The organism is Paenibacillus sp. J5, assembly GCF_054955055.1.
This window is the reverse complement of record NZ_JBUEDD010000022.1, coordinates 12,892-32,357: the sequence shown is the minus strand read 5'-3', so window position 1 is coordinate 32,357 and position 19,466 is coordinate 12,892. Positions and strand designations below refer to the sequence as shown.

General features: G+C 56.5%; 13 protein-coding genes. 7 read left to right on the top strand and 6 right to left on the bottom strand.

Annotated features, from left to right (window positions below; genetic code table 11):
- Positions 1 to 102: 102 nt before the first annotated feature.
- A complete protein-coding gene (locus ACY1JZ_RS25820) occupies positions 103 to 2,337 on the bottom strand; it encodes a glycoside hydrolase family 52 protein (protein ID WP_462631635.1) in 2,235 nt (744 codons plus the stop codon).
- Positions 2,338 to 2,516: 179 nt separating this feature from the next.
- Between ACY1JZ_RS25820 and ACY1JZ_RS25815 the strand changes: the two genes are divergently transcribed.
- The 5 genes from ACY1JZ_RS25815 (at position 2,517) to ACY1JZ_RS25795 (ending at position 8,330) form a co-directional block, all read left to right on the top strand.
- Positions 2,517 to 3,446 (top strand): AraC family transcriptional regulator, encoded by a 930-nt coding sequence (locus tag ACY1JZ_RS25815; RefSeq protein WP_462631634.1) that lies wholly within the window; start codon positions 2,517 to 2,519, stop codon positions 3,444 to 3,446.
- Between the two features lie 232 nt (positions 3,447 to 3,678).
- Complete coding sequence (locus tag ACY1JZ_RS25810; RefSeq protein WP_462631632.1) at positions 3,679 to 4,368, top strand: GntR family transcriptional regulator; 690 nt, start codon at positions 3,679 to 3,681, stop codon at positions 4,366 to 4,368.
- A 67-nt stretch (positions 4,369 to 4,435) separates the two neighbouring features.
- Positions 4,436 to 5,533 carry a mannonate dehydratase gene (uxuA, locus tag ACY1JZ_RS25805; RefSeq protein WP_462631630.1) on the top strand — a complete coding sequence of 366 codons (1,098 nt, stop codon included), beginning with the start codon at positions 4,436 to 4,438 and terminating at the stop codon, positions 5,531 to 5,533.
- A complete protein-coding gene (locus ACY1JZ_RS25800) occupies positions 5,530 to 6,381 on the top strand; it encodes an SDR family oxidoreductase (RefSeq protein ID WP_462631629.1) in 852 nt (283 codons plus the stop codon). Before uxuA ends, ACY1JZ_RS25800 begins: the two co-directional genes overlap by 4 nt.
- A gap of 347 nt (positions 6,382 to 6,728) precedes the next feature.
- Complete coding sequence (locus ACY1JZ_RS25795; protein ID WP_462631628.1) at positions 6,729 to 8,330, top strand: M14 family zinc carboxypeptidase; 1,602 nt, start codon at positions 6,729 to 6,731, stop codon at positions 8,328 to 8,330.
- 31 nt (positions 8,331 to 8,361) lie between these two features.
- On the opposite strand, the gene ACY1JZ_RS25790 is transcribed toward ACY1JZ_RS25795, so the two are convergent.
- From ACY1JZ_RS25790 to ACY1JZ_RS25780, 3 genes are all read right to left on the bottom strand, one after another.
- On the bottom strand, positions 8,362 to 11,673 hold the full coding sequence (locus ACY1JZ_RS25790) for a DEAD/DEAH box helicase (RefSeq protein ID WP_462631626.1): 3,312 nt from the start codon (positions 11,671 to 11,673) through the stop codon (positions 8,362 to 8,364).
- A gap of 73 nt (positions 11,674 to 11,746) precedes the next feature.
- Positions 11,747 to 13,603, bottom strand: coding sequence for an ABC transporter ATP-binding protein (locus tag ACY1JZ_RS25785; protein ID WP_462631624.1), 1,857 nt, complete (start codon positions 13,601 to 13,603; stop codon positions 11,747 to 11,749).
- Complete coding sequence (locus ACY1JZ_RS25780) at positions 13,596 to 15,383, bottom strand: ABC transporter ATP-binding protein (RefSeq protein WP_462631622.1); 1,788 nt, start codon at positions 15,381 to 15,383, stop codon at positions 13,596 to 13,598. Before ACY1JZ_RS25780 ends, ACY1JZ_RS25785 begins: the two co-directional genes overlap by 8 nt.
- A 236-nt stretch (positions 15,384 to 15,619) precedes the next feature.
- Between ACY1JZ_RS25780 and ACY1JZ_RS25775 the strand changes: the two genes are divergently transcribed.
- On the top strand, positions 15,620 to 16,039 hold the full coding sequence (locus ACY1JZ_RS25775; RefSeq protein WP_462631620.1) for an Rrf2 family transcriptional regulator: 420 nt from the start codon (positions 15,620 to 15,622) through the stop codon (positions 16,037 to 16,039).
- Positions 16,040 to 16,193: 154 nt separating this feature from the next.
- Here ACY1JZ_RS25775 and ACY1JZ_RS25770 read toward each other — a convergent pair whose 3' ends face one another.
- Entirely contained in the window at positions 16,194 to 16,574 is a 381-nt protein-coding gene (locus ACY1JZ_RS25770) for a hypothetical protein (RefSeq protein WP_462631618.1), read from the bottom strand.
- 506 nt (positions 16,575 to 17,080) lie between these two features.
- Here ACY1JZ_RS25770 and ACY1JZ_RS25765 point away from each other — a divergent pair.
- Positions 17,081 to 18,322 (top strand): TerD family protein, encoded by a 1,242-nt coding sequence (locus ACY1JZ_RS25765; RefSeq protein WP_462631617.1) that lies wholly within the window; start codon positions 17,081 to 17,083, stop codon positions 18,320 to 18,322.
- Positions 18,323 to 18,397: 75 nt separating this feature from the next.
- On the opposite strand, the gene ACY1JZ_RS25760 is transcribed toward ACY1JZ_RS25765, so the two are convergent.
- Positions 18,398 to 19,459: an NAD(P)/FAD-dependent oxidoreductase gene (locus ACY1JZ_RS25760; protein ID WP_462631615.1), complete on the bottom strand. Its 1,062-nt coding sequence runs from the start codon at positions 19,457 to 19,459 to the stop codon at positions 18,398 to 18,400.
- Positions 19,460 to 19,466 lie beyond the last annotated feature (7 nt).

Sequence of the window (19,466 nt, the reverse complement as noted above, 5' to 3'; positions counted from 1 at the left end):
TGTACCTCCCAATCTAGTTTACAGCCGCCTCAATGCGAGATTCGTTCCTTACCCGAATGAATATCGCACGGAAGCAGCCGAATGTGCCATAGGAATCTGCCTTCAGACGGGTACTTCTCCTGTCAACTGCTTATTCTTGCCTGCTCCCTCCAACAGCCAGAGGATCGCGGTAACGCCGCGCGGATAATATTTGCTGCCGATGATCCGACCGGACAAAATCTGGTCGCTCCAGCACCAGTAGGACAGCTCGGGGTGCAGCAGCCAGTTCACATGAGCCGCATCCGCCGCGGCTCCCTCCTCTTCCCAAGCCAGCCCAAGAATCTCGCGGGCGATGAATTGGGAGAGATAGATTTTGCTTAACCAGGAGTTATTGCTCGTCGAAGACAATTTCCATGCCCCATCCTCGAACAGGCAGGTGCCCTGCACCAGCACTGTCTGCAGATGCGTCCTTAATGATTTCAAATAAACACCAAATCGACCATTCATGTCAAGTGCAGAGCGACAGCCGGTGAAGAATGGGAAGACTAAGCCTTCGATCGCAGGGATGATGCGCGAATCGTTATTCTCCTTGATCACCGCAGGAATATAGCCCCCTTCTGTCAGCTCGGCGGCTACGGATGCCGCGCATCTGTCCGCTTGTGCGCCCGCCTCCTGCGCCAGCTCGTCCAGGCCCCGGTCGGCGAACAGCTTCTCCAGTGCCACATAGACCGCCCAGCATTTGCCCGCAAGATAGATATTATTGCGTGACTGTCCAAGCGACACATCCAGCGAGTCATAGGTTGTAATCTCTGCTCCGCCCTCGGTGCGCGTGCTGTCCAGCCCCATCAGCCCATTGCGCAAGCTGGCATCCGGGTGATCGCGGCGCAGCATGCTCTCGAAGCTGTCGCGAATGACTGGCAGCATACGCTCTGCAAATGCCTCGTCCTTCGTCTGCTCGATGTAGACGAGCGCGCAGCAGAGCCAATTCACCAATTCCTCGTGGCTCATGAACGAGAAGCAGTCATCCAGTCCGGCCAGCTCGTAGGCTGAATATTCTGGACGGGAGAATACATTGGCAACCCCCATATCATGTGTGAACGTCAGGCCGCCTGGATGGTCAGCCTCCTCTCCAGGGAAGCGGACGCGATCCGTATAGCTGTAACGGCTAACGAACAGCTCCAGCTCGTTGCGCACCGTCCATGGATTCACCATCAGCTCATAATAGAGCTGGTCGGCTGTCAGATCCAGTGTGTTCATCATCCGGTATTCGCCCTCATTGACGACCCAGATCGGCTTCCCATCGGCCTCTAGCAGTTGCGTGCTGCCATAGTAGCTGTGGATGGCATGAGCTAGCATAAAGGTCTGGTCGGCGGACAAGCCCGCCCCCTCGATCCAGCGGTCAGCCTGCTCGCAAGCCGCCGTCAGCTCGGCAAAATGCTGCAGCGCGTAAGCCCCCACCGCTTCGATATTGGCGAAGTAGCGGGTGTAGTAATAGGATGCATCGATGCCCGTGGTCGCAATGCCGCCGCGATAGAAGCAGATGGCGAATCGGAAGGTTCGCTTCTCACCCGCAGGCACATCCATAAGCAACGCTCCAGTGCCCCCAAGTCCGAAGGACAGATTATGACCCTCGCCAGTCTCCAGCACCTTCTCCATCGTGAAGCCGAGTCCGCTGCGCACGCCTGGCTCATTCGTGACAATCGCGGTCAGTCTGCCCTGACCCACTCCCTCGAAGCGACCGCCGCTCGTATCTCCAAGCCGCCGCATAGCGCTGTACGGATCATTGCCTTCATAGCCGAAGAAGCCAGTGCGCGCAATGCTTCCTTGCGTATTATCCAGTGTCAGCTCGGCGAACACCGCTGGCACAATCGCTGCCTTGAGCGCCTCGGAGTCGCCCTCCATTTCCGGGTCTGGGACAGAGCGCACAGGCGAATAGAGACGGAAGGTCAGATCGCCTGCCTGCCAGGTGTCGGTGCCCGTTCCGAAGCTGCGCGAGATGGCCCTATCAGCGAATGGCTTGATCGCTGCCGCCCGCTGGCCAGGCTCAGCCTGCACGCCCGCCTGAGCCTCCGCAGCAGTAGCAGCCTCTCCCGAAACAGAGGCTTCCTTATCCTTTTCCGTGTCATCCAGCTTCTCCACGTCATAGCGTGCGCTCGCGTCCTCTACCGCCTCGAAGAACGGCAGCGCCTCATAGCCTATACCATCCCTAGCTTGAAATCCGATATATATATTCTGATCCGCCGGCTTGCCCAGCTCCAGACCCAATCCACCGCTTTTTCCTTTGAATCCCAAGGTAAAGCTTGCAAATGCTCCAATTGGCGCATGCTGCGCATTAAAAAAACGATTGCGTTCCGCCATCATTCCTATCCCCTCTCATCATCAACTGCTACCCATCTGAGTTGTCCTGCTCCCGTTCATGGTAGCAAAGGCGGTAGTGAATGACCATTGTCAAATCAATCGGATATTTACCCAAATCGGGACGGATAAGGTATACTTGAGAAGAACGCATACTTATATTAAACCAGGAGGTCTTGTGTATGGCTGCTCCCCTTAATCCGCCCGAATCGGCGCACAGCATCAGCGAGATTATGATCCCCGATGTGAAGACGACGGTCAATCTGTTCGGCATGCATCTGCGCAGCGTCAATCGTGAATGGCACTATCCGCTGCATGAACATCCGCAGTATGAGATTAACTATGTGCTGGATGGCGAGCAGTTGTTCCAGGTGTCCGGCGCGAGCTATGAGCAGCGTCCCGGCGATCTGATGCTGCTGCGCCCAGGTGTGGAGCATGGCAGCCGCAGCGGGAAGGACGAGCCCTTCACGTACTTCTGCATTCATTTCAACATAGATGACCAGTTGTTTCTGTCTCTCCTAAGCCGCATCGAGCAGGTTCATTTCCCATCCAGCAGCCTGCTGGCGAGGCGCGTACACCCCACGCTCTTGCGGCTGATCGAGATCGCTCGCCATGAGAGCGAGGGAACGATCGCCCAGCGGATGCGGCTGCAGTCGGCGATCTTCGAGCTGTTCGCCCATCTCTGGGAGGCGATCTCCGATGAAGCGGTCGCCCTCTCCGCAGATGGCTATGAGAAGGTCGAGCTCGCCCATCAGATTCGCAATCTGGTGCAGGGACTGGTCAATCAGAGCTTCCACCACGCTACGACTGCGGAGGGGCACTATGGCATTGACGATATTGCCGCCAAGCTGGGAATCAGCGCTTCTCACTGCAATCGCGTCTTCCGTCATGTATTTGGCATCTCCCCGCGCGCCTACCTGTCGGCTCTGGTGCTGGATGAGGCGAAGCTGCTGCTCGCCAATCCACGACTTTCGATCCAGCATATTGCCTCCATTTTCGGCTATCGCGATATTGCTCATTTCAGCCGCCAGTTCAAGCGCTGGTCCGGCCAGTCTCCCAGTGAATACCGCAAGCAGCATATGGGCAGAGCCTTATCTGAATCCAGATTGTAAGCTCCTATCATTAAGAAGAGGCTGTCGTACCCGTACCCGCCCTGGTCCCAGCTATTTGCGGCTTGGCAGTCAGCTTGCACAGGACTTGTCGCTGCCGGGGAGGTGGTGCAGAATGGTCAGCAGACAGCAAAATGAAAGCGTAATAAAAAATTTTCTCCCACCACTACCATACTACCATACAAGTATGGTAGTATGGATTTAAGCTTAGCACATATGAGGAGGTAACGGCCATATGTTTATCAAACCGCCCCAGCCTGCCTCAACACGCGAGGTGGTCTACAGCACGCTGAGAGACAAAATTTTAAGTCTGGAACTTCCCCCCGGCACCGGGCTGTCCGAGAAGGAAATTTCGCTGCAGTTCAATGTGAGCCGCACCCCGGTACGGGAGAGCTTCGTCCGTCTGGCCCAGGAAGGACTGCTGGATATCTATCCGCAGCGCGGCACCTTCGTCTCGTTGATCGATACGACGCTTGTCGAGGAGGCGCGCTTCATGCGCGAGCAGTTGGAGCGTGCGGTCATCAAGCTTGCCTGCGACAGCTTCCCCGAGCAGCAGCTTGCTCAGCTTCAGTCGAATCTGGCAGAGCAGAAGGCTTCCATTGAACAGCATGATTACAAAGGGATGTTCGAGCTGGATGAGCGCTTCCACCGCACGATATTCGATGGCTGCGGCAAGAGCAATACATGGACGGTTATTCAGCAGATGAATGTGCATCTTAATCGCAGCCGTATGCTGCGGCTTGCAGCAGACTACAATTGGAGCCATATCTATACCCAGCATGAACAGATGGCGGTCGCCATCCGCAATCATGATGCGCAAGGCGCTGACAGGCTGATGCAGGAGCATCTCAGCTTGTCGATTGCTGACCAATCGCTGCTGCAGGAGAAATTCCCAGCCTATTTCACTACGTCAGGGCAGCCGTAAGTACAGCCCGGCGTTGCTATGTATGTATAATCTATCGTTCCTACTTCAAGAAAGGCGGTATTTAAACATGAGAATGGTATTCCGTTGGTTTGGTGAGGGCAACGACACGGTATCGCTGGCGCATATTCGTCAGATTCCAGGCGTAGAAGGGATCGTCTGGGCGCTGCATGATGTCCCGGCAGGCGAGGAGTGGCCGATGGACAAAATCATGGAGGTCAAGCAAGCGGCTGACGCTGCCGGACTGCATATTCAGGTCGTCGAGAGTGTGAACATTCATGAGGATATTAAGCTGGGTCTTCCATCGCGCGATGTGTATATCGAGAACTATAAGAAGACGATCGTCAAGCTGGCACAGGTTGGCGTGAAGGTCATCTGCTATAATTTCATGCCTATCTTCGACTGGCTGCGCACCGATATGTTCAAGGAGATGAGCGACGGCTCCACGGCGCTATTCTTCGAGAAAGCAAGAATTACGGACATCGATCCATTCGATCTGGTGCGGCAGATCAGTGAAAACACCGAGCTGACTATGCCAGGCTGGGAGCCGGAGCGGCTGCAGCATCTCACGAAGCTGTTCGAAGCCTACAAAGGGGTTACTGAGGAGCATCTGTGGGAAAATGCACGCTACTTCCTGAATGAGATTATTCCGGTCGCCGAGGCCAATGGCATCAAGATGGCCATTCACCCGGATGACCCACCATTCTCGATCTTCGGACTGCCGCGCATTATTACCAGTCAAGATAATCTGCGTCGCTATCTGGCGCTCCATGACAGTCCGTCGAATGGCCTGACGCTGTGTAGCGGCTCGCTGGGTGCGAATCCAGCCAATGATATCGTGTCGATGATTCATGAGTTTGCCGACCGTATTCCATTCACTCATATCCGCAATGTCAAGGTGTACGAGAACGGTGACTTCATCGAGACTTCGCACCGCACGCAGGACGGTAGTGTCGATATTGAAGGCATCGTGCAGGCCTACCATCAGGAGGGCTTCACGGGCTTCTGCCGCCCCGATCATGGCCGCCATATCTTCGATGAGCAATGCCGTCCAGGCTACGGACTCTATGACCGGGCGCTAGGCATCATGTATCTATGGGGATTATGGGATGCATACAGCAAGCAAGCCAGCCAGCAGCCAGTAGATCGGAAGGTGAGCCAAGCATGAGCCTGCCCATCCATACTTCCCTGCAAGGCAAAACCGTCGTCATCACTGGCGGCGCGGGCGTACTGTGCCGCTCCATGGCCATCGAGCTGGCTCGGCAGGGAGCTCGCATCGCGATCCTGAATCGTACAGTGGAGAAGGGGCAAAAGGTTGCGGATGACATCAAGCAGGCTGGAGGCATCGCAGTCGCCATTGCCTGTGATGTCACCTCTGCCGACAGCGTAGCCTCAGCAGCGGCCGCTGTGCTGGAGCAGCTCGGCCCATGCGATATTCTAATTAATGGCGCAGGCGGCAACCATCCGAGCGCCAACACGACGAATGAAATCTTCAAGCCGGCGGATCTGGACAATCCAGAGCTTACCACCTTCTTCACGCTGAGCATCGACGGGTTCCGCAACGTACTGGATCTGAATTTTGTCGGCAGCCTCATTCCGTCCCAAGCGTTCACACGGCAGATGCTGGGCAGAGAAGGCGCGACCATCATTAATATTTCTTCAATGAGCGCCCCTTCCCCGATGACGAAGGTGCCGGCTTACAGTGCGGCGAAGGCAGCGATCAACAATTTCACACAATGGCTGGCAGTCCATCTGGCAGAGTCAGGCATCCGTGTCAATGCACTCGCTCCCGGCTTCTTCCTGACCGAACAGAATGAGCGGCTGCTGCTTCATGAGGACGGCTCGCTCACGGAACGCTCGCACAAGATCATTACGCATACCCCAATGCGCCGCTTCGGCAAGCCTGAGGATCTGCTTGGCACGCTGCTCTGGCTCGCTGACCATGAAACCTCCGGCTTCGTGACGGGAACGACGATCCCTGTTGATGGCGGCTTTATGGCCTACTCTGGCGTATAGGCTGCAAGCATCCCGCCCATTGGCAAGACGGGCCGAACGTCCATTAATATATTGTGGGCAACAAGCACACCCCACGGAAGGCTGAGAAGACGGCTTTCCAAGGTGTGCTTGTTTGCATTATTGAATACCAATCTATCAAGCTGAGAAGCTGCTCCATCGCCAAGGCGCCACGCCATCTCGGGATGATCTCCCTTGCGTGCGCCTTGGCTTTTTTTTGCGGATCACCAAGCCGCTTCCCGTCATGCAGCTTCCTCATGGGGCTATGCAAAGGGAAAATGGCGTTATTTGTCGAAATATAGTAAGTGCCTATCATGGCCAATATGAATCTGGGAGAGAGATTGATAGAAATGATGAAACTCAAGTCATACGATCGGTTGACCTGGCGCCTCCTGCTGCCTTGCCTCAGCCTGCTGCTGGTGCTGGTCGCGACCGCGCCGCCGGCTTTTGCTGCCCCGATCGTTCAACCGAAGCAGGTCTACACCTATGAGACGATGACTCGCGACATGAAGGCGCTCGTGGAACGATACCCGCAGTTAATCACGATGTCCTCGATCGGGACAAGCGAATATAACCGCGAGCTATGGAAGCTGACGATAGGGAATGGACCAGCAGTAATTCTGCTTAACGGCTCGCATCATGCCCGCGAATGGATGACGACTACGCTGCTGATGAAGATGGCCGAGCAGTATGCCGAAGGGTATACCAGCAGCAGTTCTTATGAGCAGATTCAGTTGAAGGAGCTGCTGGAGAGAACAACTGTCGTCCTGGTGCCGATGGTCAATCCCGATGGTGTCACCCTGCAGCAGAAGGGGCTGTCCGCCTTCCCTGAGGAGGCACACGCCGCACTGATCCAGATGAATGGCGGGAGCGACAATTTTACACGCTGGAAGGCAAATGCCAAGGGCATCGACCTGAACCGCCAATACCCTGCGGGCTGGGAAACCATCCGCAATAATCGGTCTACATACAGTTATATGAACTATAAAGGATCAAAGCCGCTGCAGGCGAAGGAAGCAGCCGCTATGGCCGCCCTCGCTCGCGAGCTGCAGCCGCAGCTTGCGATGTCCTATCATTCCTCCGGCGAGGTTATCTACTGGAACTACAAGACCAAGCAGAGCAATCTCGCTAGAGACCGCGCACTCGCGGGAGCCTATGCGAGCATGACGGGCTATCGGCTGGTGCAGCCCTCTGCCAACCCATCCGGCGGCGGCTTCACTGACTGGTTCATCACTGAATTCGAACGACCGGCGATGACGCCCGAGATTGCCAGAGCGGTCTCCGAGCGCCATGTGCCGCTCTCCGAATGGGATCGCATCTGGAGCCAGCATAAGCAGTCAGCCTGGATGCTGCTGTACGAAGGCTACCAGCTATGGATGAGCACACAGAAGGCTGAGTCTGCAATTAGCGAAGTCTATATGCCCGCGCAGACGACGCTCTATCAATATCCTGGATGGAAGCAAAAGGAGATCGGGACAGCAGCCGCAGGATTCTATAAGCAGTTGCGAACCAAAGGCGATTGGATAGAGCTGCAGACTGGAGAGGGTCGGGGCTGGGTCAGCGCGAATGCGCTCCTGAGCGGGATTGAGCCTGTAGAGGATATGATGCTTCAACTGGGGGATGGCACCTCTGTCTATGCTTCACCATTGCAGGACAGACCGACCTCGCTGCGCTATGACGGTCAGAAGCTCAAGCCGCTGCTCGCCTGGCAAGATTGGTATATGGTTGAGGCATCCGGCACCCCGCGCTGGGTACGCGCCTCTCAGGTAACCGTCATCCCGGCCGCTAGTGAGGAGCAGCCGCAGGATAACGGCAGCGGGGAGATGAATGAGGGCAACGGGGCGAAACCAGACGAAGGCGGCGCCGATGAGGCTACGCAGCCTGGACAAGCCGATGCCGATGGCTCCAACGATGCGCAGACGCCGCCATGGCTGGCGACTGGCGCATCATAGGCGCCAGCCCAAAGGTGCCTGCTGTCTCTTCCTATAGCATCAGCAGTTCTCGAATCTCTGCTTCTGTAAGTGCGGTTAGCGGCTCCTGACCGGAGGGGATGACCTGCTGCACGAGCTGTAATTTGCGTTGTTGCAGCTCATGCATCTTCTCCTCGACTGTTCCTTCGGCGACAAGACGGATGACCTGTACCACCTTGCGCTGACCGATGCGATGCGCGCGGTCGGCAGCCTGCTGCTCCACCGCAGGGTTCCACCATAGATCATAGAGGATGACAGTATCGGCTCCGGTCAGATTCAGGCCGGTTCCTCCCGCCTTCAACGAGAGGAGGAACACGTCACGCTGTCCTTGATTGAACCGCTCGCACAGCTCCACCCGCTCGGCAGCCGGTGTCCGCCCATCCAGATAAAAGAATGGCACGCCCTGATCGCCAAGCTCTCGCGAGATCAGCGTCAGCATGGACGTGAATTGCGAGAAGAGCAGCACCCGCCTCCCGGCTGCGCGACATTCCTCGAGCAGTTCAAGCAACTGCTCGAATTTGCCCGAGCTGCCGCTATACCCCTCCACGAACAAGGAGGGGTGACAGCATAGCTGGCGCAGCCGGGTCAGCCCGGCCAGGATGCGGATGCGCTCCTGACGGAAGCTGTCCTTGTCCAGATGCTTGACCGTCTCCTCCTGCAACTGCGCCAGATAGGCCACATACAGTCGCTTCTGCTCCGGTAGCAGTTGGGAGACCTGCACCGATTCGATCTTCTCAGGCAGCTCGCCGAGCACCTCGTTCTTCAGGCGGCGCAGCAGGAACGGCTTGATCGTTCTGGCGATCTGATCGCGTCTCATCTCAAGGAATTCGCTACGCGACGGGAACAGCTCCGGACAGACGGCGCGGCAGATCGACCATAGCTCCTCAAGCGAATTCTCGATGGGCGTTCCAGTCAGCGCGAAGCGGTAGCTGGCCTGCAAGGCCAGGACGGCCTGTGCGGTCTGGGTCGAGCTGTTCTTCACCGCCTGCGCCTCATCCAGGATCAGGATATGGAACGGCGAGCTGGCATACAGGCTAACATCACGGCGCAGCAGCGGATAAGAGGTAATGACCACATCCACCTGCTCCCCCTGATGGGCCCCTGTCAGACGCTGTGCCAGCGCCAAGCGCTCGCTCTGAGTGCCGTCCTGGATTACCACACGCAGCCCCGGAGCGAAGCGCTTCATCTCATTGCGCCAGTTATACATAAGCGAGGCAGGACAGACGATGAAGGCCGGCTGCCCCCGCCTGCGAATCTCCTGCTGCTCCGATAGAATATAGGCGATCGCCTGCAATGTCTTGCCCAGTCCCATATCATCTGCCAGAATACCGCCCAAGCGGTAATGCGCCAAGCTTCTGAACCATTGATAGCCATACTTCTGATAGTCGCGCAGCACAGGCTCAAGCGGCTCAGGAAGCGGAAACTCCAGATTGTCCGGGTTGCGCATATTATCCAGGAAACGGCGCAGCGCTCTCCCCCGCCGAAGCTCCCCGCTTCCTCCCTCTTCCCCTCGCAGCCTGAGCGCGCGCAGTGCAGGCAGCCGCAGCAGTGCCCCCTCCAGATCGCGAGCCTGAGCGCCCAGATCCTCCATCATCTCTTGAATGCGAGCAAAGTCGGCTGTATCGAGCGGCACAAAGGCGCCCTTGGGCAAACGATAATAACGCCGTTTCTCCTGCAACGCCTGGAGTATCCCGCGAATGTCCTGCTCGGAGATCCCGTCCATGCTGAAGGTGAATGTCAGCCAATTCGTCCGTTCATCGAGCTCGGCCCGGACGGCTGGCACGACTGGCTCGGGCAGCAGTCTGACCTTGACCGCGGAGGTGGCGTGCACCTCCAGCAGCGTCTCCAGCTCCGGTAGCACATCATAGAAAAAAGCATATTCCAATTGCTCCTGATCCAGAAAGCAACTGCCGGACGTCCTGGCGAACCCCGCATGCTCCAGCAGACCGAGAATACGCTGCTCCCGCTCTCCATCACGCACCAGGATTCGCCCCTCTGCCGCGCCGGAGCTGCCATACTCTAGTGGTCGGATGACGATATCACCATACTGGAACTCCAGCCCGGCGAGCAGACGGTTCCGAACTCTGTCCAGATACAGCCTGGCCTGAAGCTTGGTCTGCACGACCTGACCCGCAATGTCCGCACCAATCTCGACCGTGCCTAATTGGCGCAGCCAAGGCATCGCCTTCGCCATGAAGGCATCCATCTGCTCCTGCGGCAGTTGGATTCGGCTTAGACGATAACTCTCAACGAGCTGACGAAGCTCCGCTAAGTACCGCAGTTGTCGCTCGCTCATCGGATAGAGCTTGCCGTCTGCAATGACAGTTCGGTAGGCCTCCAGCACCTCCAGCCTGCCGAGCCCGGTAACCTCCAGCTCATAACCATCGCCATCGGCACCGCCCAGCTTGAACCGGATGGGTAGAGGGCCTTCGGCAAGCTCCAGACCATCATAGACAGCCACCCCCTGCTCCAGCTTCACGCCGGGCGCCGCAACGAGCAGCGGCAGCAGCGCCTCCCATTCCAGCGGAGGGAGGATGAGTGCGCGCTCCTTGCCCCCGCCGCGGCTGGCATGCATCGGGGACTGCAGGCTGTCCCGCAGCACCTCCTCGCTGGCATGAATCAGCGCCAGTCGCTGCAGAAGCTGCTCAGACTGGGCAGTTAGCGCATGCACACGGGGATCATAGGTAAATGCTGCAGTGAAGCGATAGGAATGCCCCCATTGCACCGCTTGCAAAAACTGACGGATGTCTTGAACGATATAGAGCCGCTTCACTCCCAGCCTCAGCTCGATGGCCAGAACAGCCTGCCGGGTTTTCGTGCTTCGGACACTGCATCTGTATTCCACCTGCAGCAACTCACGCGAATCGGCAAGCAATGAAGACGCCGAGGCAGGCGGTGCAGATGGCTGCTCGAACAGCTCCATCAGGCGCGCCGTCATCTGCGCCTCCCTTCCAGTCCTCTGCCCATCCTGCCTTTCACTCCCCTGCGGTCTCTCCGATCGCGCTGCCCCGTGAGTCCATCCCTCCGTCCTCGCGGCTTCCAGCCGCTGGATAATGACGAGCAGCACTGCCGCGCAGTGGCAACAATACTCATCTGTCGCTCGGGAGGAAGAACAGGAGCATTGCGCTCTGACCGTACCGGGTGGAATTAGTTCTACGCTAACTGCCAGCATCTCTGCGTCGCTGACCTCTGCTACAACATATCCCTGCTCCCAGTCCTCTGCCTGAATCCGAACACGACCATCGCGATAGAGCCTCACTCCGTGTTCGTAGTCAAGCGAGCCACATAAGACCCGCACAAGCCAGTCCGTCAGCTCAAAATCCACGCCATTCCCTCCCCCTCATCGCCATCGCTTCAGACCCTTGCCTTAGCCAGGCACGACCTTATTCCTCCTACGCCTATCCATTCAGTGCGCCCTCTTGAACTCTTAACTGCCCCTCATATAATTCACTATAAAATCCACCGCGCCGCAGCAACTCGTCATGCGAGCCCTGCTCGATCAGCCTGCCGCCCTGAAGCACCAAGATGCGATCGGCATTGCGAATCGTGTTCAATCGGTGAGCAATCACGAGGCTTGTACGCCCCTGCATCAATCGTCTGAGCCCCTGTTGAATAGTGATTTCCGTCACGGTATCAATACTGCTCGTCGCCTCATCGAGCACGAGAATCGACGGATTCGCCAAAATTGCCCGGGAAATCGCCAGCAACTGCTTTTGCCCCTGGCTAATGCCACTGCCCCCGCTGTCCAGCATCTTCTCATAGCCGCCCTGCATACGTTGAATGAAGCTCTCCGCGCCAGCCAGCCTGGCGGCCTCCTCCACCTCCGCATCCGTAGCATCCAGCCTGCCAAAGCGGATATTGTCCCGAATCGTTCCCTGGAACAAGAAGGTGTCCTGCAGCACAAAGGCCATCTGCGAGCGCAGGCTTGCACGGCGAAGCTTGCGAATATCCTGACCATCGATTAGGATGGACCCGCCATCCGCATCATAAAAGCGCGACAGCAGTTGAATCAGCGTCGTCTTGCCCGCGCCTGTCGGCCCGACGAGCGCGATCATCTCTCCGGGCTGCGCCGTAAAGCTGATATCCTGCAGCGTGCTTCTTCCCGCCTCATAGCCGAAGCAAACCCGTTCAAATTGCACCTTGCCTGCTAATTGCCCTACCTCTATGGCATGCTGTTCATCGCTCTCCTCGACCGGCTCGTCCATAATCTCAAAGACCCGCTCCGCACCTGCAATCGCTGCAAGCAGCGTATTCCACTGGTTCGCCAGATCGTTCAACGGCCGAGTAAACTGGCGCGCATATTCCACGAAGACCAGAATGACACCGACCGTAATCGTGCCTTGAATCGCCAGAATGCCTCCTGCTCCGGCAATCAGGGCGAAGCTCAGATTATTAAGTCCATTCATCAGCTTCGGGATGAAGCCGGAGATGGTCTGCGCCCAAAAGCCTGCCGCACGGATACGCGCATTGCGCTGCCGGAACTCTGCGAGCACTCGCTCCTCCTGGGCAAAGGATTTGATAATCCGCTGCCCGGACAGCGTCTCCTCGACATAGCCGTTCAGGTCGCCCATATTGCGCTGGCGTTCCTTGAACAGCGGGCCGGTGCGGTTCGTAATCCATCTCATCCCCAGTGCCATTAACGGCACGACAAGAAAGGTAATGAGCGTCAGCAGCGGGCTGAGCCATAGCATGACCGATACGGTTCCAGCCAGTGTAAGCACACTGGAGAAGAGCTGAATCGCTGAGCTATTAAGCGTCGAGCTGATGTTCTCTATATCATTGGTGACACGGCTCATCAGCTCCCCCTGCTGGCGCTTGCTGAAGAACGGTATCGGCAGACGGTGCAACTGCGCGAACAGGTCACGGCGCAATTGGTACACCGTCTCCTGCGCAATCCCGATCATCCATATGCTTTGCAGCCAGGTCGACAAGGAGAGGAAGATGGTGAGCGCACCCAGGCCCGCCAAGAAAAAGCCCCAGCCTCCCCCGCCGCCATCGATGAAACGGTCAATGGCCACGCCGATCATGTAGGGGCCAAGCAGCGCCAGCGCTGAGCTGATAACCACCATAAGCAGCACCAGCGCGAGCTTGAGCTTGCGCCCGGCAAGATAGCGCCATAATCTGCCGAGTGTACTGGCCCAGTTGCGAACTCGGGCCTTCGGCTTGCCGCCCCCTTGGGTTGCAGGTGCGCCACCCTGCTGCGCTGCCGTCTTGGGAAACGGCTGGCGAAACGGCTCCAGCAATTGTCTACGCATGACGAGCCTCCTCCCCATACTGGGATTGATAGATGCTGCGGTACAAGGCCGAGGCTGCGAGCAGCTCCTCATGTCTCCCCTGTGCGATCAACCGCCCGCCGTCGAGCAGGAGGATCAGATCCGCTGTCGCCGCCGAGCTGATCTTCTGCGTCACCATAATAGTCGTACATGACAGCTCCTTGAGCGCTTCCAGCAGTGCTGATTCGGTGCGCACATCGAGCGCACTGGTGCTGTCGTCCAGAATCAGAATGGCTGGCTTGCGAACGAGCGCCCGGGCAATCATTAGCCGCTGCTTCTGTCCGCCGGACAGATTGATGCCGCGCTGACCGAGCAGCGTCTCATAGCCATGAGGCAGCGATTCAATCGTGTCCGCAATCTGCGCCTGGCGGGCGGCGGCGCGCACCTCCTCCATTGTCGCCTCCTCGCGGCCCCATGCGATATTGTCGCGCACCGTGCCGGAGAACAGCAGCATTTCCTGCGGCACATAGCCGATGGAAGCACGTAGCTGTGCTTCTGCCAGATGACGTATATCCACGCCATCGATCCGCACGCTGCCTTCAGTCGGCTCATATAGCCGTGGAAGGAGCTGCACAAGGGAAGACTTGCCAGAGCCCGTCGCTCCCAGGATCGCCACCCGCTGACCCGCACGCACGCGGAACGAAACCCCGCCAAGCGCTGCAAAGCTGCTATCGGAATACAGGAAGCCTACGCCCTCATATTCAATATCGCCGGCCAGCCTGTCCTGTGCACGCGCTGTCCCCGCGCCACGCTCGTTCCGCTTCTTGTTCTCTGGCTTCCCCTTGGTCATCGCCTCCTCCGGCGTATCCAGCACCTCGACAATCCGCCGTCCAGAGGCACTGGCGCGCGAGAAGGACGCGACCAGCCAGGACAGCGCTGACAGCGCACCGACCGACCGCAGCGAGTAGTTGATGACCGCTACAACCTCCCCCACTGTCGCCTCGCCGGTGGCGATGTCCTGTTGCCCGAACCAGAGCACCGCTATAATACCGGCATTCATCAGCAGCAGGATGAACGGCAGTGTCGCCTCGGTCAGCCGTAGCGCACCGATCGTATCTTGCATCAGCTTGCCGCTGGCGCGTGAGAAACGCTCCAGCTCATGCCCCATACGAACGAATACCCGAACGAGCCGAATGCCGGTCAGATTCTCCTGAATGACGCTGTTAACTCCATCCAGACGCTGCTGAACCTGGCGAAACAGGGCAACCGCGCGCCTCGTCATCCATACGGCGAAGCCGAACAACAGCGGCACGGTAAGCGCAAGCAGCAGACCCAGCTTCAGATTTACGACCAATGCCATGATGATGCTTCCCACCACGACTAGCGGAACCCGGGTCATGAAGCGCAAGGCCATGAAGACCAGGTCCTGCACCTGGTTCACATCCGCGGTCAGCCGCGTAATCAGGGAAGAGGCGGCAAAGCGGCTGAAGGCCGCATACGATAGGCGCTGCACCTTCTCGTACAGCGTATCCCGCAGATCAAAGCCGAAGCCCTGGCTGGCATGGGCGGCAAAAAAAGAACTGGCGATTCCCGCAGCAAATGCGATCGCGGTACTAAGGAGCAGCACCCCGCCCCATAGCCACACAATCTGCAAATTATGCTGTTGGATGCCAAGGTCGATTATTTTCGATATGAGATAGGGCTGCATCAGCTCCACAGCCAGCTCCAGCAGCATCATGAGCAGCGCGGCTCCTGCAGCAATCTTGTATTTACTCAGATAAGGAAATAGCTTGAACAACTTCCCCACATTCCCCTCTGCCATCCGGCGTTCATTAGGCTGTTCTTTCTATTATAACGCAATTCGCATAGGAGCGCAGACAGTAAGCAGTTGACCCCAAGCACACGCTTCCCGAGCCTTGTCCTTCCTCGCCGTGTCGGCTATGATAGAGAATATTGCTGGGCTGCCATCCAATGCGGACGTATGAGGCAGCCGTACCTATTCGAATGAGCAAGGATACCAGGCGCTCAGGCGCCGTGGTTAAGGAGTGAGCTACACAGATGATTAATACAAGACTATCCGTTGCCATACACATATTGTCTCTCGTAGCGACCGAGCCGCATCTATCCTCGGATAGAATAGCTAGCAGCGTCACTACGAACCCCGTCGTCATCCGCCGGATTAGCGGCGAGCTGCGAAGAGCCGGGTTGCTGGCCTCTCGAGCCGGTGTTCCTGGATTTACTTTGACCAAGGGCCCGGAGGAGATCACGCTGCTCGACATTTATAAGGCTGTTAATCTGGAGAAGGAGCTATTCGCCATTCATGACAAGCCTAATCCTAATTGCCAGATTGGACGAGAGATTCAGCATACGCTTGATCTGACCTTCGACAGCGTCCGCCAAGCGATGGAGAATGAACTGAATAGCAAGACACTGCAGGATGTCCTGCAGCAACTGCAACAGAATATTCGAAACCGATGAATATCCTGCTTCGTATCATGGATGGCAGATTAATCATAGTGGTCTAATCTCATCTAGGAGGCTGGTTGCATGTCCATGTTCAAACGAATGCACTGGCAGAAGCCAGGAAGCGCGGGTTCCCCGCTGCTTCCTGGCTTCTCTCCATTACTTTCTTCTATTGCACGATGGTTCGAGTCAGACCCGTAGCCTGGTCTCGAAAGACGTAGATGACGTCCCGTTCCTCACTCGACTGCTTATAGCATAGCTCAAGCTGTCCGACGAACAGCATCGGCCTTCCATGAACGAATGGCCATGCCGGATGGCGCAGCCAGCGCGGCTTGCCCTCTCGTCCCGTGAAGTCCTTGGCAATTATTGAACGCAGCCTGTCCACCCGTTCATCTTCATTCGCCTCTTGATGCTTGCTTAATAGTCCGGCGAAATAGCGGCGGCTTTCCTCGCAGGATACAGGATCAAATCCAAACTCCATCCCGAGTGTTAATAGTATCTTCATCTCATGTTCCGGTATTTCCGTTATCGTATCCTTATGCTCGCGCATGTCTACCTCCATGATGTCTTCAATTGCCTATCTTCGAAGTATACATGATCCCATGCTAGCGTGCATTATACTCCCCATGACTCAAGCGCCGGGACTGACAGCCGCTGGCTGCCATCTCTCCTTCGTTGGTTATGCCTTCAAGCATAGACGAATTTACCTATTCAGGGTAATAGTCCAATCGATTCATATTTTTCCCTGAACCTCACATAGAAGACTAGGTCGTGTCTGAAAACCCGTTCAAGGGCATCTCTCCCCGCCTTTTCGCCCCATGCTGCGTTGCTTTTTCGCAGACGCACCCCCGGTACGCCTGCGAAAAAGCGCCTTGCCTGGAACGAAAATTCAGCCAGATCTGTTCCGTTCAGAGTGTTCAGACACGCCCTAATTTATCGTGATATTCACGATGTGAAGACCGATTCAAGCGCCTACAGACCTATCCATTATCTTGCAACGCTGACGAACTCCATCTCGTATTACTTGATATGTAATTGAGGATAGGAGTGACTAACTTGAACATCACGAAAGGACAAAAAATAGACCTCACCAAAGGTCGCAGCCTTCCTAGCATCACCATTGGACTTACCTGGCAATCGGCATTCAGCGAGCTGGACATTAATGCATCGGCTTTTTTGCTTAATGCTGCCGGCAAGTGCGCTGGAGATGAGGATATGATCTTTTACAACCAGCAGACCAGTCGACAGCAGGCGGTGCAGCACTTGGAGCAAGAGGCGGGAATGCGCGAGGCTGTACACATTTCGTTCGGGCAGATGCCAGCAGATATTGCCAGGATTGCCCTGACCTTGACGATTCATGAAGGGGAGTGGAATGGCAGCACCTTCTCGCAAGTAAAGGATACGCTATGCCGGCTTTATAATCCGATGAACGGGGAGACGCTGGGCACATTCAATTTTGGAGAAGGCTTGGACAAGGAGACAGCGATTGTCATCGGGGAGTTGTATCTACATCAGGGGGAGTGGAAATTCGCAGCAATAGGCAGCGGCTTTCACGGCGGACTTCCCGCGCTCGTCACTCATTATGGCCTGGAGTTGGCAGGAGAAGCGCAATCGCAGGCAGCAGCTACCGCCGAGACGGCCAAGCCACCTGCCAATACTGCACCGTCAGCGGGAAGTTCAAGTGCGGCTGTAGCTGAATCTGATGCCGCTGAGGCGGGGACAGCATCTAGTACACGGGTAGGGCAATTCACACTGGACAAGAAGCAAAGCATCAGCATTAGCAAGTCGAGCAGAGTAACAGCCTCCCTCGAATGGCAGAAAAAACGCGATCTCGATTTGTACTGCTTCTATATTACGCAGGATAACCAGGCAGGTACCATCTATTACCGCAATCTGGGGGCCGCGGGCGGTTTTCCTTATATCACACTCGATGGTGACTCGAAGACCAATGGCAAGGAAACGATCATTATTCATCGTCCAGATACGCTCAAGTATGTTCTCTTTGCCGCATACAGCGCATTAAGCAACGGCATTGGCAGCTTTCGCTCGATGAAGGTGCGCGCTGTCATTGACAATCATCAAGGCCAGGTCGTCACCACGCCATTGCACCAAAGGAATCTCTTCTCCTATTGGGTAGCCATTGCCCATATCGACTTCACGGATAGGCAGCATATGCGCATCAGCCATGTAGAGAGCTACTCCAAAAGCCACCAGGAGCGCAGTCCGATGCTCTTCAAGGATGGGACCTTCAAGATGGATGTCGGCCCGATCGAGTTCAAGAGCAACGAATGGTTCTAGCGCTCACGATGCTCGTATACTTTAAGCCTGATCACAGCACAGATGTGTCAGGCTTCTCCCCTGCGACTTTCACCTTTATGCATCTTCCTCCGGAACTCCCAGAGCCTTGTTCTTTTCCTTAAAGATACTGTTATGCGAGGATACTCTCGCCATCCCGCTTGCTTCTGGATCCATGTATTTCTTGGCACTGTTTACAGCAAGAACTGCATCGGTGAATGCCCCGGCAATCAGCCGAACCTTGGTGACATAGTCGGCTGTGTCACCAGCAACAAAGATCCCGGGCAGATTCGAGGACAACTTGTCATTGACGGGAATATCCCATTCCCCCATCGCCATCCCCCAGTCCTTGATTGAACCAAAATCGCCGCGCAAGCCGTGGTTCACGATCACCTCGTCTACCTCCAGGCGCTCCGTCTCACTCTCTAATTCCCCTTGCGCATTCACCAAAGCGATGGTTACCGCCTCAATCGCATCACCGGCCTCATTCCCGTACAATTGGGATAATGCATATGGGGTGCGAACATCCACCGTCGATTCCTTCATGCGCCTCACGTTCTTCTCATGGCCGCCGAAATGCTCCCGTCTATGAACAACCGTCACACTAGCTGCGATCGACTCCAACTCGTTGGCCCAATCCACAGCCGAGTCACCGCCGCCTGAGATCAGCACACGTTTGTCTCTAAAATGCTCCAATTCCTGCACGGTGTAGTGCAGGTTAGTCAACTCATAGCGATCCGCTCCTTCGATGTCCAGCTTGGCCATCTTCAATACCCCATAGCCGAGTGCCAGGATGAGGGTACGTGTATGATGTCGCTCGCCGCTTTCTGATGTCACCATCATGGTGCCATCCGCCAACCGCTCCATATCGCTGATCTGCTGTCCGAGTACAATCGTGGGCTCGAAGGTATTCGCCTGTTGAATCAACTGTCGAATCAATTGCTCGCAGCGAATCGGTGTTACGCCGCCCACATCCCAGATCATCTTCTCCGGGTAAAGCAGCAGCCGTCCACCCAATTCCTCCTTCGCCTCGATCAGCTTCACCTTCATATCGCGCATGCCGCTGTAGAAGGCAGCATAGAGTCCTGCCGGACCGCCGCCAATAATCGTTACGTCGTAAAGCTCTAATTCCGTTTTCATGATGATC